Source organism: Acetanaerobacterium elongatum (assembly GCF_900103835.1).
Lineage (GTDB): Bacteria > Bacillota > Clostridia > Oscillospirales > Ruminococcaceae > Acetanaerobacterium > Acetanaerobacterium elongatum.
The window spans coordinates 1-16,163 of record NZ_FNID01000023.1 but is presented as its reverse complement, the minus strand read 5'-3'; the positions used below and the strand labels follow the sequence as shown (position 1 = coordinate 16,163).

Annotated in this window: 11 protein-coding genes; 2 read left to right on the top strand and 9 right to left on the bottom strand. The window is 40.1% G+C overall.

Translation table 11 applies throughout. The features are described from left to right. Window positions 1-479 precede the first annotated feature (479 nt). The 4 genes from BLR50_RS09320 to BLR50_RS09305 form a co-directional block, all read right to left on the bottom strand. Window positions 480-1,358 (bottom strand): site-specific integrase, encoded by an 879-nt coding sequence (locus BLR50_RS09320; RefSeq protein WP_092641083.1) that lies wholly within the window; start codon window positions 1,356-1,358, stop codon window positions 480-482. A 641-nt stretch (window positions 1,359-1,999) separates the two neighbouring features. After that, a complete protein-coding gene (locus tag BLR50_RS09315) occupies window positions 2,000-5,104 on the bottom strand; it encodes a type I restriction endonuclease subunit R (protein WP_092641080.1) in 3,105 nt (1,034 codons plus the stop codon). Further along, the gene (locus BLR50_RS09310; protein ID WP_092641078.1) at window positions 5,101-6,294 is read right to left on the bottom strand and encodes a restriction endonuclease subunit S; all 1,194 of its coding nucleotides are present in this window, start codon (window positions 6,292-6,294) and stop codon (window positions 5,101-5,103) included. The genes BLR50_RS09315 and BLR50_RS09310 overlap by 4 nt, the downstream gene beginning before the upstream one ends. Next, on the bottom strand, window positions 6,291-7,859 hold the full coding sequence (locus BLR50_RS09305) for a type I restriction-modification system subunit M (RefSeq protein WP_092641075.1): 1,569 nt from the start codon (window positions 7,857-7,859) through the stop codon (window positions 6,291-6,293). The genes BLR50_RS09310 and BLR50_RS09305 overlap by 4 nt, the downstream gene beginning before the upstream one ends. Window positions 7,860-8,276: 417 nt before the next feature. Between BLR50_RS09305 and BLR50_RS09300 the strand changes: the two genes are divergently transcribed. Beyond that, entirely contained in the window at window positions 8,277-9,668 is a 1,392-nt protein-coding gene (locus BLR50_RS09300) for an ATP-binding protein (protein ID WP_092641072.1), read from the top strand. Between the two features lie 249 nt (window positions 9,669-9,917). Here BLR50_RS09300 and BLR50_RS09295 read toward each other — a convergent pair whose 3' ends face one another. From BLR50_RS09295 to BLR50_RS14495, 5 genes are all read right to left on the bottom strand, one after another. Next, on the bottom strand, window positions 9,918-12,479 hold the full coding sequence (locus tag BLR50_RS09295) for a hypothetical protein (protein WP_092641069.1): 2,562 nt from the start codon (window positions 12,477-12,479) through the stop codon (window positions 9,918-9,920). A 9-nt stretch (window positions 12,480-12,488) separates the two neighbouring features. Next, on the bottom strand, window positions 12,489-13,742 hold the full coding sequence (locus BLR50_RS09290) for a leucine-rich repeat domain-containing protein (RefSeq protein ID WP_092641065.1): 1,254 nt from the start codon (window positions 13,740-13,742) through the stop codon (window positions 12,489-12,491). A 140-nt stretch (window positions 13,743-13,882) separates the two neighbouring features. Then, window positions 13,883-14,182: a hypothetical protein gene (locus BLR50_RS09285; protein WP_092641062.1), complete on the bottom strand. Its 300-nt coding sequence runs from the start codon at window positions 14,180-14,182 to the stop codon at window positions 13,883-13,885. 48 nt (window positions 14,183-14,230) lie between these two features. Continuing rightward, complete coding sequence (locus tag BLR50_RS09280) at window positions 14,231-14,824, bottom strand: zinc ribbon domain-containing protein (protein WP_162840389.1); 594 nt, start codon at window positions 14,822-14,824, stop codon at window positions 14,231-14,233. A 282-nt stretch (window positions 14,825-15,106) separates the two neighbouring features. Continuing rightward, on the bottom strand, window positions 15,107-15,262 hold the full coding sequence (locus BLR50_RS14495; RefSeq protein ID WP_162840388.1) for a hypothetical protein: 156 nt from the start codon (window positions 15,260-15,262) through the stop codon (window positions 15,107-15,109). A gap of 310 nt (window positions 15,263-15,572) precedes the next feature. Between BLR50_RS14495 and BLR50_RS09270 the strand changes: the two genes are divergently transcribed. Continuing rightward, on the top strand, window positions 15,573-16,163 hold a 591-nt coding region (locus BLR50_RS09270), incomplete at its 3' end, for a transposase (protein WP_162840387.1).

Sequence of the window (16,163 nt, the reverse complement as noted above, 5' to 3'; positions counted from 1 at the left end):
ATAATAGTCTTATGTATCTTCTGACTAACAGCTTGTTCAACAAGGGAAGATGCGATGATTTTAACCAGGGCCTTAACTGTCTCTTCTTCAGTGTTAGGGTTATGAAATGTAATATTAAGTTTACTATGCAACATAGCTTGCCTCCTTTCATCAGACTAATATTGCTGTTGCCAGTGAAATCGCTTTGTACATTTATATTTGATTTTTGGAGATATATACTTGCCCACGTCAATTCTTCTTTCTTTAAAATGGGCGATAGACTCTCTGTGCGATAAACTTGATGCTATACATTGACCTAGCCAAAGAAATTTCACTTGCATAGAAATAATAAGTACTTTTTTATTTAATCGAATATCGTGTTACTAATAAGATAAGAATATGCCAAATATGCGAGTATGCTGTGGAATAATGATCATATCTGATCATAACCATGGTATTAGTACAACACCAATAAAGATGATAAACCACTTTTATAAAGCTTACCGTTTCCAAAGGTAGCTCTGTGCGATAACGGATATTCTTGAATGCCCTAGGTCATTTGAAACGATCTCCATAATTGCCTTTTGGTAATGCTCACCTGCTTGGTCTTTCCTGCAGTGATAGATGTCGTTCGGCCCGTAGTGCTTGGATATCTTTATCCCATCTGCTTCAAGCTCACGATAGCGGTCGCTTGCATATTGAGCACGAAATGCATGCAGCTGATTTTCAGTTAATGAGTTGTTTGAAAACCCTTTAAAGACAAGCTCATTGCCTGTTTTGCCCGCTAACATATCTAGTACAACCTTTTCACCAGCTCGTACTACCGTTGCCTCTCTGGGACGTCCACCCTTGCCTTGGTTCACATGTACCATCAGGCGACCGGTTCCGTTATCCCTGTAAACATCCTTGACTTGTAGCTTTGCAAGCTCCTTGCTATCTCGCAGCCCCGTTGCAGCGACAAAATCCCTTGCGGTTTGATACATAGCATTCGGCGCGGGCTTTACATCTCGGTCGCGGGTTATTCCCGCACGCTCTACAGGAGGGAAATTGAAGCCTAGCCGGTTCTTTTCCTCGCCATACAGCTTGGCAATGGCAGCTCCTTTTGTAGATAAGGTAGCAGCACTGTTTCCTTGGTCTTGGCACTCCTGCAAGTATTCCTTGATATAAGAAGCACAAGCCAAAGGAGTTTTGCAGCCGTAGTTTTCTTTACACCAGCTTGCAAATTGCAGGCATTGTTTTAAATACGTTTCATAGGTTGCATAACTATGGATATATGGGCTTTTTTCTCCGTCCATCTTAAAGTCATGCCTTTTTTGTCCAAACGCCTGCATTTTAACTAATTCTCTTTGAACAAGGTCTTCCAGTGATTTTTTACCCATGTAATCACCTCCTACAGCAATGGGTAGACTACCCCCTTTGGCAGTCTTGAAAATAGGGGCTTTTTACAGTAACCCATAACTGTCAAGCTCTATACGAAACTTGAAAAGAGGCGCATGGACAAGCCGTTTTCGGCTCGCTTACCGGTACTGACGGTTCATTTATTCGAAATGCCACTTTACTTCCCGCCTATCGGCGGTAAATAAAGCGGATTTCGAAGCTTAGCTCTCGAACGGGGAACACTATTTACTTCTTGCGGCAGCCCTCGCACCTGTCGGTGCGTGTGCAGCCGCGCTCTACTTTGAGGCCAATCCTATGGATTGCCCTCAGCTTACGTTCAAATTGCAAATAATGTTGCAATTTGAACTCAGCTAAATTTCACTTACATAGAAATGATAAGGACTTTTTTGAAAAACAATTAATTATTTTTAAACAAAAACGCCTACATAATTGTAGGCGTTTTTGTATGAAATCACTAAATTTGTACATGGACGCAAGCTGAATGATAAAAACGTTCCTGTCTATCTTGAGAAAAAGACTTCGACATTCCAAAAGTGCCGTATTATCAAGCACTTCAGCGATTATCGAAGCCTTTGTTGTTTAAAGGGTGTTTAGACAACATACACGGTAAATCAGTTTACTATTACATCAACCCAAAATATTTCTCAAAGAATACCTTCAGCTTCTCTATAATACCCTGCTTCTTGGCAGCTCGGCTGCCACTGCCGAAACGGGATACCGGCGGCATAATCTTATCAATATCCGTTCCTGTCGTTTTTAATGTTCCGTCCCGCAAGGAATTCTCAATAAATTTCCTTGCTTCATCCGGTTTCAGGTTTTCTTCGGTGATAATGGCCGTCAGGTCGGCTTCCTTTTGTTCAATAACAAACTTCTGCCAATCCTTTTGAACATCTGTTTTAGCGTTTATTGTTTCTATGAAGTGTTCAATCAGTTCCTTCTTGGAACGCAGTTCAAGGCTCGACTTAATCGCCTTGCCGATGGCAATAAGAATGGCCTTATCCTTGCAGTTGGATTGATGATATTGAGCGACAAGCATCAGGATATAATCAATATTTACTTCAATCTGCCGTACCAGCTCCATCTCGAATACAATATCATCCTGAATGTTCTCTTTATCTACATGAACTCTGTACTTATCATACAGATCATTATAAATGCCTGTATAGTCCTGAAAATCAATCGGAGCAAGGATTTCTTTGCCCCCAAAGTCGTCAAAACTTGAAAGAATATTGCGCAACCGCAGAATATTACCGAAGGAAGCAATGAAGTCCTTCTCCGCGCCCTCACCGATAATTTGTTGCCCTATCGGGTATTTTTGTATCAGTTCGGCAATCCGTTCTTCATAGCCCTTTTGGTGCTTGCCATATTCATCATCGTACCCGTAGTAATAATCGTTATACGATTTCAGTAATACGATACTCGATGCATCTTTGTCACCAAAAAGTGCTATGGCCTTATCGGTTTCCTCCTGCAGGTTACGGAAGCATACGATATTTCCGAAATTCTTAACAGAGTTAAGAATACGGTTTGTGCGTGAAAAGGCCTGTATAAGCCCGTGCTGCTTTAAGTTCTTATCTACCCACAAAGTATTGAGCGTCGTTGCGTCAAAGCCCGTCAGGAACATATTTACAACGATTAGCAGGTCGATTTCACGGTTCTTCATCCGCAGCGATAAATCTTTATAATAATTCGGGAATTTATCGGGTGAAGTATCGTAAGCCGTTTTAAACAGCTTGTTATAATCCTTAATGGCGTTTTCAAGAAATTCTCGGGATGTAACATCTAGCTCGTCGGTGCTGTCGCTGTTCTCGTCATCAAGAAAACCGTCAGGGTCGTCTTCGTTTTGCCCGTAACTGTAGATGGTAGCAATTCTCAATGCCTTTTCCGGGCTTGCGGCCATCTGCCTCTTGAACTCTGTATAATAGAGTTTTGCGGCATCAATGGAAGAAACGGCAAAGATGGAGTTAAAGCCGTTCATCCTAACCTTCTCTTTTTCTTCCTTCGTGTCCTGGCTTTTGGCAACAGCCTCGATATTTGTCAGCTTGCTGAAGCAATAAAAGCCGGTGTTGCGCTTTGTCTTCTGGTCGAAGTGGTCAAGGATATAGGTAACGATTTCGGAAATACGCTCCGGTGCAAGCAAAGCGGTATCGGTATTAATGGCTTCTACCTTTTTGTCCTTACTGCCATCTTTGCTTTTCACGGTGTTGATGAAGTCTATTCGGAAGGGCAGCACGTTTTTGTCATTGATAGCGTCAACAATGGTGTAAGTGTGCAGCTTATCCCCAAAGGCCTGCGCCGTAGTCCGCAGATTGGGATTGCCGCCGCTACCGGCATTAACCGTAAAAATAGGTGTGCCGGTAAAACCAAAGATGTGATACTTCTTAAAATTCTTGGCAATTCTAATGTGCATATCACCAAACTGGCTTCGGTGGCACTCATCAAAGATAAGAACTACATGGCTGTTAAAAATCGGGTGCTGTGGGTTCTTCATGATAAAGCTGTCAAGCTTTTGAATGGTCGTGACGATGATTTTATATTCGTGCGGATTTCCTTTATTATCTTTATTCTCTAACTGACGCTGCAGGATTTTGGTGCTTCTGTTGCCGTTAGCCGCGCCTTTTTCAAAGCGGTCATATTCCTTCATTGTCTGATAGTCAAGGTCCTTGCGGTCAACTACAAAAAGCACCTTATCAATATCAGGCAGTTTGGATGCAATCTGCGCCGTCTTAAAGCTCGTCAGCGTTTTGCCGCTGCCGGTAGTGTGCCAGATATAGCCGCCCGCATCGGTGCAGCCCATGCGTTTATAGTTTTTGGCAATCTCAATGCGATTGATAATGCGCTCGGTTGCCGCAATCTGATACGGACGCATAACAAGCAATTCGTCGTCCGATGTAAGAACACAGTATTTTGCAAGAATACTCAGGATCGTGTTCTTGGCAAAGAAGGTCTTCGTAAAGTCAACGATATCGGGAATCACTTTATTCTTTGCGTCGGCCCAAAAGGAAGTAAACTCAAAGCTATGGCTGGTTTTCTGGGCTTTCCGCTTGCCGCCCTCTTTTTCCTTTATGGCACTTACACGGGTTGTGTTGGAATAATACTTCGTATGGGTGCCGTTGGAGATAACAAAAATCTGCACATACTCAAACAGGCTATGCCCCGCCCAAAAGCTATCCCGCTGATAGCGGTCAATCTGATTGAAAGCTTCTTTCAGTTTGACGCCCCGGCGCTTTAACTCAATATGTACCAGAGGAAGACCATTCACAAGCACCGTCACATCATAGCGGTTATCAAAGTTGCCGCCGTTCTCGGCATACTGATTGATGACCTGCAGATAATTGTTGTGAACGTTCTTCTTATCTATCAGCGTGATGTTTTTGGAACTGCCGTCATCCCGCTTGAGTACCTGAACACTGTCCTCCTGAATTTTCCGGGTCTTTTCTACAATACCGTCGTTGGCGTTGGCAAGGCTTTGTGAGAAAAAGCGCTGCCACTCGTCATCGGTAAACTTAAAATCGTTGAGCTTTTCCAGCTGTAGGCGCAAATTGGCAACAAGCTCCTCCGAACTGTGAATTGGAAGATAGGTATAGCCCTGCTCCGTCAGCAGCATAATAAACGCGGCTTCCAGTGCGGCCTCGCTCTGATAGGCGTCGCTGCGGGTAGTCTGTGGCTCATATTCAGCTACAACTGTGCTTTCGTTAGTGGAAGCAACGATGTTGTATTGGCTCATGTGCTCAACTCCTTGAATGTCAATAACTTATCTCTGTAGTATTCGTACTGTTTGCGACGAGCTTCAATTTCTGCGGGGAGGCCAATGGAAATGTCATTGCTAAGAGCGTCAAAACGGTCAAGAATTGTGACAATTCGGTTTTGTTCTTCGAGCGGAGGGATTGGAACAGCTGTATTAGCAATCTGTGAAATTGTAAAATGCGCAATAGTTGCATTATGCGTGACATTATTCAAATATTGTCTAAACTTTGTGGTCAAGAAATAATGATATAGAAACTTGCTATTGAGTCTTTTGGACTTCTGAATACATATTAAATCAGCATCTTTTACGTATAGCGGTTCATCTGTTGGTACAATATAAGGGATACCAATAGTCCCTCCACCAGTTACCAAAATATCATCCTTTTGAATCTTTCCAGATTGCGATGATAATTTTTCATATAAATCATGTGAAATGAAAGCTTTACCACGAGAGTTTTCTACACCATTGAATATTGAAATTACATCGCTTGACCTATAAAATGGAACACCTGATGTAGTCCATTCATTCTTATGAACTCGAGAAGCAGAAAATATTCGCGTAACTTCTCCCAATGTATTCCATTCTGTTTCGTTTTCAAATGTCAGCAATTCATCCCTATAATAACTATACTGTTTTTCCCTCGCTGTAAGCTCCGCTGTAAGCTCCGCTGTAAGCTCCGCTGTAAGCTCCGTGAAATTGTCCAGTATCCGTACAATTTCACTCTGCACAGGCAGAGGGGGGACGGGTATGGAAAGTGCTCTAAAGTCACTTCCAGTAAGTTTGGGTATATTTCCATGAATAAGCGCAGAAACATTTATTATTTGAATATAGTGAAATAAATATCTGAGAAGAACACCTTCTTTTTCTGCGATGATATGCGCATGATTATTTACCCATATTTTCCCCTCAGCCCAATTAACAACGGGATTACCATTAGGGGTAACGACGCTGCCATCTTCGCCGACAAGTATATAGATTCCATCAAAAATATAGTCTGAAACGTAGTCTTGTATTCCATTAGCTCCGTAATATGGATATTCTCCTGCTTCACGTGCTGACTTCGTTACCGGTTTACGCTTATTATCAAGAATGCAGCAACAATGCTCAAGAGGCTTATACTCTACCCCATTCGGGCAAAATTCCGCAATCAAATCATCCAGCTTGCTCATTTGCCCACCTCAATTTCAGCGATGATTTTATTAATCTCATCGCGCAAAACCTGCTCGCGGGCAACGATATCTTCAATCTCGGCGTTCAGCTTGATAATATCGACCTTTTCGCGTGTGTCCTCTGTTTCTACATAGGTGCTCACAGAAAGGTTATAGTCCTGCTTCTTTATTTCATCATACGAAGCCAGATGAGCGAAATGCGCAACCTCCGCACGGCTCGCATAAGCATCAACGACACTCTTTATATTTTCAGCGGTCAGCTTATTGTTGTTCGTAACCTTAACACATTCTTTGGAAGCGTCGATAAACAGTGTCTTGTTATCTGCTTTGCCGCGCTTCATCACCATGATGCAGGTTGCAATACTTGTTCCAAAGAACAGGTTAGCGGGCAGCTGAATGATGCAGTCTATGAAGTTGTTGTCCACAAGGTATTTGCGGATTTTCTGCTCCGCGCCGCCGCGGTACATAATGCCGGGAAAACAAACAATGGCGGCCGTGCCGCTGGGCGCTAGCCAGGCAAGCGAGTGCATAATAAAGGCAAGGTCGGCCTTTGATTTGGGGGCAAGCACACCGGCGGGGGAATACCTCGGGTCATTGATCAGCGTCGCGTCATCGTCGCCCGCCCAATGGATAGAATACGGCGGATTAGAAACAATCAGCTCAAAAGGCTCGTCATCCCAATGCTGAGGATGTGTAAGGGTATCTTCGCAGGCAATATCAAACCGATCAAAACCCACGTCATGCAGGAACATATTGATGCGGCAAAGGTTGTAGGTTGTTATATTAATTTCCTGCCCAAAGTAGCCCTGGCGGACACCCTCACGCCCCAGCACCTTTTCCGCTTTCAGCAGCAGGGAACCGGAACCGCAGGCGGGGTCATAAACCTTGTTTACTTCGGTTTTTCCAACCGTTCCGAGCCGCGTAAGCAGTTCGGAAACATCAGCAGGGGTAAAGAACTCGCCGCCGCTTTTCCCTGCATTGGAGGCGTACATCGTCATCAGGTATTCGTAGGCGTCACCAAAGGCATCAATGTGATGGTCTTTATAATCACCTAACTTCATTTCTGCAACGCCGTTTAACAGCTTTACAAGCTTATCGTTGCGTTTTGCAACGGTAGCACCCAGCTTGTTGCTGTTTACATCATAGTCGTCAAACAGGCCCGAAAAGCCACTCTCAGCGTCGCTGCCCTTTGCTGAATCCTCAATGTGATTGAATATCCGTTCAAGCGTTTCGTTCAGGTTTTCATCTTTAGGAGCATTGTTGCGGACATTGCAGAACAGCTCTGAAGGCAGTATGAAAAAGCCTTTTTCTTCGATAAGGCCTGCGCGGGCTTCTTCCGCTTTATCATCGGACAGAACTGCATAATCGAAGTTTGTTTTGCCAGCTTTAAGTTCACCGTCGTTTATGTAATTGGTCAGGTTCTCGGAAATGTAACGGTAGAACATCGTCCCGAGGACATAGCTCTTAAAATCCCAGCCGTCAACGCTGCCCCTTAAATCATCTGCAATACTCCATATCGCTCTGTGCAGCTCATCCCGTTCCTGCCCGTTATTGTTGTCAGCCATTTGTGTTTCCTCCGTTTTCATACGCAATATAGTCAAGGATGTCCCATTAGTTGACACCCAAAGTTATCATGGTACTGGTAGACACACCCGACGCTTTTCGCAGATTTACTTTGCTCATCCTCATATATAAACAGATTCTATAGCCTTAACGAACTGCCCACAATGTGCCTCATTCGGCTAATTAATACAAATTATAGCATGAAAATACCCTGATTACAACGCACATTCACAAGTTCTCGTGAGAGTGAGAGTGCATCATACGTCGATAACCCAATGTTCAGCCGGTTGGAGCAGGCCCATCGTATTTATCCACAAGCATATATGTAATTATTTGTAAATCGCAGCTTGACAACCGCAGTGTACTAATATATAATTAAGTAAGTCGTAATTTAGTAATTTGCGGAGGCGGCAAGAAATATGTTTGTTGGAAGACACTCGGAATTACAGAAGCTTAATGATTTATATAACAGCGACAAGTTCGAGTTCGCCGTAATATATGGTCGCAGACGCGTGGGAAAAACGACGCTTATAAACGAGTTTATAAAAGACAAGAATACTATTTTCTTTACAGGCCTTGAAACAAACAGCAAGGAAAACTTAGAAAACTTTAGCCAAAGCATTACAAGGCTTCAATATGGCGATAATGCCTCCCCTGTATTTCCAAGCTTTCAAGCCGCATTTGATGCAGTATATGAACTTTCAAAGCAAAACCGGGTTGTTTTAGTTGTTGATGAATACCCCTACCTTGCTGAATCTTATAGAGGAATATCCTCCCTGCTTCAAGTACAGATCGACGAAAAATATAAAAACAGTAAGCTGTTTCTTATCCTCTGCGGCTCATCGATGTCTTTTATGGAAAATCAGGTATTAGGCTATAAGAGCCCTCTTTATGGCAGAAGAACCGCACAATTTAAAATTCAGCCTTTTAGCTTTTTTGAAACAAAAGAATATTACAGTGGTTTTACTTCTTATGATTTGGCAACAATCTATGGAATTACCGGTGGCATTCCACAATATCTTGCACAGATGAGCGATAAGTTAACAGTGGAGGATAACATTAAAAAGAATTTTCTTGATGCTTCAGCTTATCTTTTTGAAGAACCTAGCAATCTGCTCAAGCAAGAGGTTCGTGAACCTGCCTATTACAACGCCATTATCAAGGCAATCGCCACAGGCAGCACTAAAAATTCCGAGATAGCTGCCAAGGTGAGTTTAGAAACCAGTGCATGCACGGGATACTTAAAAAACCTTATCTCTCTTGGAATCGTGAAAAAAGAAACCCCTATAACTGAGGATTCCGCTCGTAAAACTATATATGTCATTGAGGATAACATGTTCCGTTTTTGGTATCGCTTTATCCCGAACAATGTATCCCTTATCCAAAACGGTATGGCCGACCGCACTTACAAGAAAATTGAAACCCAGATTCCCGACTTCATGGGTAAGGTGTTTGAGGATATCTGCAAGCAATGGCTGTGGCGTGAGAATGCTTCCGGGAATCTTCCTATTGAGTTTGTTGAGCTTGGCAGATGGTGGGGCAACGATCCTATTAGGCGCCAAGAGGCCGAAATTGATATTCTGGCTTTTGAAGATAAAAACAGCGCTATCTTCGGTGAATGCAAATGGACAAATGAAAAGGTGGATACCATTGTACTGGACACGTTAATAGAACGCAGCCATCTGTTTCATTATAAAAACAACTATCTTTACCTCTTTGCGAAAACCGGCTTTACAAGCGGTTGCGTTGAAAAATCGAAGTCTATGCATAATGTGACATTGGTTACATTTGATGAGATGGCAAACGGTTAGTCTTAGTGCATAGAAACTGCTAAGAAGCATAACATAAAAGCCCGGAACTTCTCCGGGCTTAACATTATATAAATCTTGTGTTATAATGCGGTACTTCAATAACTGTGACTTTGCTGTACCACCTCCTTAACAGTTATCAGTGCGCAGGTTGTTATCCAGAAGCAGCAATACCATTTTATTCAATACAATCCTTATAACAGTTTTCATGGCTACCCAATTGTATCTCTCCCTAATAATTAGCATTAGAATCTAAGTCTGTTTTCTTAAGTTGTTTTTAAAATATTTTAATACCCAATTGAAGTGATCAATGATAGAATTCATATAAGCCATCTCGCTCATTGCATCATCACAATCGTTAGGAAGAATTTTTTTCATGTCATCATTAATGATTGACATTTGCGTAGGTTCATTTTTATTATATTCTTGATTAAACAATAATATATAGTAAGGATGGTCCTCATCAATAGGTAAAAACTCTTTACACTTATCATAGAATTCATCATAATTCTCGATATTGAGCTCCTTTTTATAGGCATTATTGGAAACAATAAAGTATATACGGCAACCATATTCTTGGTAAAGATCGTCAATCTCATTTTGGATTCTAATCTGATCCTCCTTAGAAATATATCCGTCAGCGCCCAACAGGTTTTTGTTGTTCATAAAGCCTATGCTTTGCTGTTTGGATGAAGGCTGGGCAACCGAAGGTACATTATTATTCACAGCAGAAGCATTTTTGTCTGTTTTTGAGAGCAGATAGAACGAATCCCCGTTTGGCTGCAGTACAAAAAGCTGTTTTGGTAATGAATTAATATCTGTCGTAAACTGTGGATTCATGTTCTCAATGGTAAATTCAAAACCAGAAGTGGTATATATTTCGGGATCGGGATAATACAGTGTTCCTATGTATACGTTATTACAATACATTTTTCCTTCAGTTGCATCATATTCCGCATTCCATTCAACTCTTATGAGGTTTCCGGTCACATAATATAATCCATCTGAATATGTGACATTTGTTAGATATGGAATGTATTGTTTAGAAAAGCCGCCACTTGCATACCAAATAAACCCTTCCAGCTCAGGAATCCATTGGGGCTTGCGAGACATCCCGTCAAGCGAAGAATAATCGGCATCTTTCTTAAGGGTAATTTGGGGGTTTAATATTTCCCTTGCAACCTTTTCAATGCCAACCAAACTCGAGAATTCATAGAATTCGCTATTATATTCTATCGGATTATCTGCTTGGGCATGAAATGTTAAAACAATATAAGCGCTATCAATATTCTCAGCATTATTAAAATTAGGCAATTCACACCAATAATTACTCAGTTTGCATAAATATTTATAAATTTTTTTCTTGTCCGCTTCACTCACTTGGATATTAGTATCATTAGGATTGTTATCCCCTGGGTCTAGTAATGAATCATCCGTACCCAGCTGAATTTTCATATCTTTCATTTCTGTCGAAACCCTATTATACCAGTCATCAATGCTGGAACTATTATAACCAAAGTATTTGAGTATGTCCGTCAAAGTGCCGTTATTGGCACTTTGACGCATATTATAGTACTGCAATTCTCCTAACTCTCGTGATAGTACCAGCATGTAAAGATATTTTAATAATTCTTCCGCTGCTTCTGCCTTTATTTTGGTATTACTGGCCATTACAAATTTGGAAAGTTCCTCTGTAGTTTTTTGAGATAATGAAACACTGATTAAAGATATAACACGTATTTTATTGGCTTGTTCTAATGTATTTCCGGCGTTAAACAGAATATTGGATGCCACTACACCGACCTCCACAGCCTTAAGCAGCGAGCCGGTATACATACATCCCTTGATACCAGTAGCCTTGAGTGCATCAAACGACATATTCTTCAGCTTATCCAGCACTTCATTACTGATAAAATCCTTAACGGTATCCCCCGTAGCATATGATAGCAGCTGTGGCATATCAGCGCTTTTATATTTTTCAAGGTTGCGCTTTACACCTATTGCTGCTTTCTTGATGTTGGAATCAATTGCAGTAGTGCTTAACAAATCAAGTAAATTAAGTGCATCTTTGGATGCATACTTTAATATCTTCAGTTCTTCATATTTGCTATACAGATCTTGTGAAAAATTAATAGCTTTTAAACCATTCGAAATTAAGGAGGATGTAAACAACAGCTTATCGTATTGTTGAGCCTCCAAAAGTGTATCGGTGGTCTTTTTTAGCTCCCCATTAAGAATCCAAGCCCTTGTTTCTTCGTCTAAATCTCCTCGTGAAAGGCACAACTCCATTTTTTCTTTCCATGGGGTAAGTTTGGAAATTAATAGTTTTACCTTCTCCCCATCTATATTAGCATTCCAAGAACGCATATCTACTAGCGCTGTATAAGCATCTGAACCTTTATTAATCGTATCTAGCAAGCCTTCAATAAGCGCCATTTCCTGATATTTTTCACTGTTTTGTTTTGTATACTCTACAATGTACCCTTCAATAACCGATTTTGCGTCGGATTCGGTGATTGAAACCGGAGTAAGTGCTTTAATGATATCAAGATTATATAGCGCATCTGCATAGCGGTAACCGTAAGCCTTTATGATATTAGTATCCGATGCCGTATAAAAATTCCAATAAGCATAGTTTTCTGACTTAATGCACTTCGCTATAATTCCGCTATATATTGCTTTATTCGCCTGATTAATAACCCTAAGTTCATTAGGCGATACTTTTATACCGAGAGATTCTGCAGAAAGCATATTACATGGGAGAATGCAGCATGTGATAAGCAGTACTAAAATTATAGCTATTAGTTTTTTCATACTTGCCCCCTATTTTATAACGGCACATTTTAAAATGGATGTATCTGCGCCTAAATTAAAGGCCACCAAAGTGTTTAATTCCCTACTGCTTTTTAGAGTAGATATATCTGTCACTTTTGTATCTGATATATTCAGCTGCACAAGTTTGGGACAAAACTGAGAAACTGAACTAATGTCGTCTACAGGATTTCCTGATATGTCCATATTCGTAATTGAATTCATTTCGCAAGTAAATTCAACTTGGCGAAGCTCATTACAAGAAATTGTTAAGGTATGTAATCTTTCTTTGGGGAAGTTTATAAGGTTACTTATTTGATTGAAATCCAGTTGAATGATTTCAGCCGATGGGAATTGGGCAAGATCGAAATCTTTTTTGAGAGCATTATTTGCAAGATTACCTTCCCGAAGTTTTTCAAATGTTGTATTTATATAGCTTATTTCATTATTCATAGCATTTAGATATTTCAATGAAGATCCGCAGTTCAGTTTTTCAATAGCTTTAATTCTGTTAAAACTTATGTTTAAACATGATAATTTATTTAAATCGGCTATTGCCGATAGATTGTCAATCTCATTATGACTTATATCTAAGTCGGATAATCCTTTAAGGCTTGACAAAAAATCAACATTATTTAAATAATTATAGCTAATATTCAATTCTTTAAGGTCTTGTACACTCGCTAATACTTGGGCGTCACCTATTGCATTTGCCTTAAGATTTAAGTTGGTTATTGTTTGAGAAAGAGAAACATTCGAAATATCCTTAATCATATTATAAGACAGGTTAATTGAATAGAGCGTTTTATATTGGCCGATGTTTTTAATATCCACAATTGAATTGTGAGCAAGATTCATATACTCAATTTTACTGTTCATTAAGTCAGGTAAAGTAGTCACCATATTATTAATAACCGTAAGTTTTTTTAGCTTGGGGAAATATTTAATGTCTTCAAGTGATGTTATTTCACCATAGCTAGTTATCTCATCCGTATTATAAAGACAGCCTCTTTCGGTAATAGTCATATCGGCCTCTCTATTAATAAGGCAGGCTTCATCAGAAAGAATAATAATACTATCTATAAAATAAAGATCATAATTATATATCGTATCGTTTTTATTTAGTGCTTTTTTTATTGAAGCTTCAAATGCCGCATCCTGAAAAGTAATCTTTTCTCTTGTAATAAAAAAGATTGTGAAGGCGGCTATTACCAGCATTATAATAGCACCTGAAATAATAATTGTTTTTTTTAATGCTTTAGGCATAAAAACACCTCCAGTGACTTTTTGTCAGTCGTAGTTGGTTTTTATAAATCATTGGTCAAGGGCAAATCTAATAAATACGATTTGCCCTAGCACATTAGTTGTATTGTCTAATTGAAGCATCTTGCAACGATGCTTTTTCGTTATTTCCCAAACAGCCTGCCTATAAAAGCAAACGCCGCATCACGATAATTTGTATCTAATAAGAATCTTAATCCTAGCAATAGAATTACGATACCGGATATCAATCCAAAAATCCACCCGCCAAAAGTCTCTCCAATATCACGGTTATACTTTATTCTGTAGATGCTAATAATAGCCAAAATAAGGCCAATTAGCCAACCTGATAAAATAAAAATGCTAAAAACAAACATCCACGCTATAAGAAAGATAGCCAAAACAATTAAACTTAATATAGCGAGGCCATCGCCTTCTTCGTGCATATTAGTTTCCTCCATTTGTCCTAAAAGCGTATTGCTTATATACCCACATCAATCCTTGAGTGTATCAATTTTGGCGCCACAGTTTCCGCAGAAAGCTGCATCCGATTCAACAATACTGCCGCAATTATGGCAGATATTACCTGATACAACTGATGCCTCTTGTGCGGGAGTAGGTATCCGCAGTTCAGCACCACATTTGCCGCAAAACACTGATTCATTCTCAACCATGCAGCCGCATGCAGGGCAAACACTATCTGCAGCAGTTATACCTTCATTAATACCCGAAGATTCCTGTACCTTAGCGCCACAACTGCCGCAGAAGGTAGTGTTTAAGGGCACTTCTCCTCCGCAATTAGCACATATGATTATTCCTTTAATTGAATTTGCTTCTTTTCTGAGCTCCACAATCCGTTGCTTTGCTTTTGTGATTTCCTGCAGGTCCTTTATAAAAGCATCCGTGCCGTGGTTTTTGTTTATATCATAGTACTGTATACCTATTTTTCTATATAGGTTGTTTATAAGTTCCTCTTCGCTAAAAATTTGGGAATTAATTCTGGATACATCAGCCATATCCTTAACTTTTTTTGCAACATCTTTACTTTTTGATGATAATGTTTCCCCTACCTTCTCAAAGAAAGCCATATTTTTCAAACCTTTCATTTTACAGAATTCAGCTATGCTTGGATACCAAATCGTCTATAAAACCTATCTTAACCGTTCCCTGTGTAAAAGAACGCAGTCCCAACAGAATGAAAAGGCCATCTTCAACAAGAACGAATACATTTCTTAATATATCTTCAATATTTAATGGTAGTCGAACGGAAATATTCTTTCCGAACCAGCCAATTATGTAACTGAAAAGGTTTAGCAGATTATCAAGCATGCCAATACCACTTGTCAGTACACCAAAAACTAGCATGATTATCAGGGCTTTAACAGCCGCTTTTTTAACCATTCGTTTTCTTCAAATAACAAGACATAGCCAGCTATAATTATCAGTGGAATTGATCCCATTAAGGCCATTAGATATATTGTCGCCCCCAATAATCCAACAGTTATGCCCAGTTTTGCTTTTTGCATACCTTCTCCTCCCAAATTATATTGTAACTAAATTATACTACCAGTGGAATTCATGTCAATATGTGACGAATTTGTGACAAGTACCTGTCACAGTTAATTTTATATCTCATAGTAAAATATAAGTGTGACAACATATATGTCACACTCAGACCGCTGACAAAGTCCAAGTCAGCGGTCTATTTTTATGCAAAAAAGGGAGAAAATATATGAAAAATATGGTATAATAGAAGGGAAGAAAACCGCATGAAATGAGGAAAAATCAATGCTTAATACAGGGACAAACCGACAAGAAAAAATGGAACTGGTAATCATGGAAAATCTGGTGCCGAAGGATCATCTGCTTAGGAAGATAGATAGATACATTGATTTTTCTTTCATCAATGAAATTTGCAGACCGTATTACTGCGAAAACATCGGGAGGCCGGCAATTGAACCGGAAATCATGTTTCGCATGCTGTTCATCGGCTATCTGTATGGAATAAGAAGCGAGACCAGATTGGTCGAAGAAGTAAACGTTAACATAGCATACCGCTGGTTTCTGGGGTACGGATTGGAAGACAAAATACCGGATGCCAGCGTAATATGGCAGAATCGAATCAGAAGATTCAACGGAACGGATATTCCCAGAAGAATCTTTAATGAGATATTGCGTCAGGCAATGGAACATAAGCTTGTAGACGGTAAAATTCTCTACAGCGACAGTACCCATTTAAAAGCAAACGCCAACAAAAACAAGTATACGGAAGAAACAGCGAATGTTGAAAGCCAGTTATATATTGAAGACTTGAACAAAGCGGTAAACGAGGACAGAGCAAAGCATGGAAAGAAGCCGCTGAAGTTTGAAGAGAAGCCGGTCAAAACAGACGATGACGATGATGAAAACTACTTTGACGACAATACA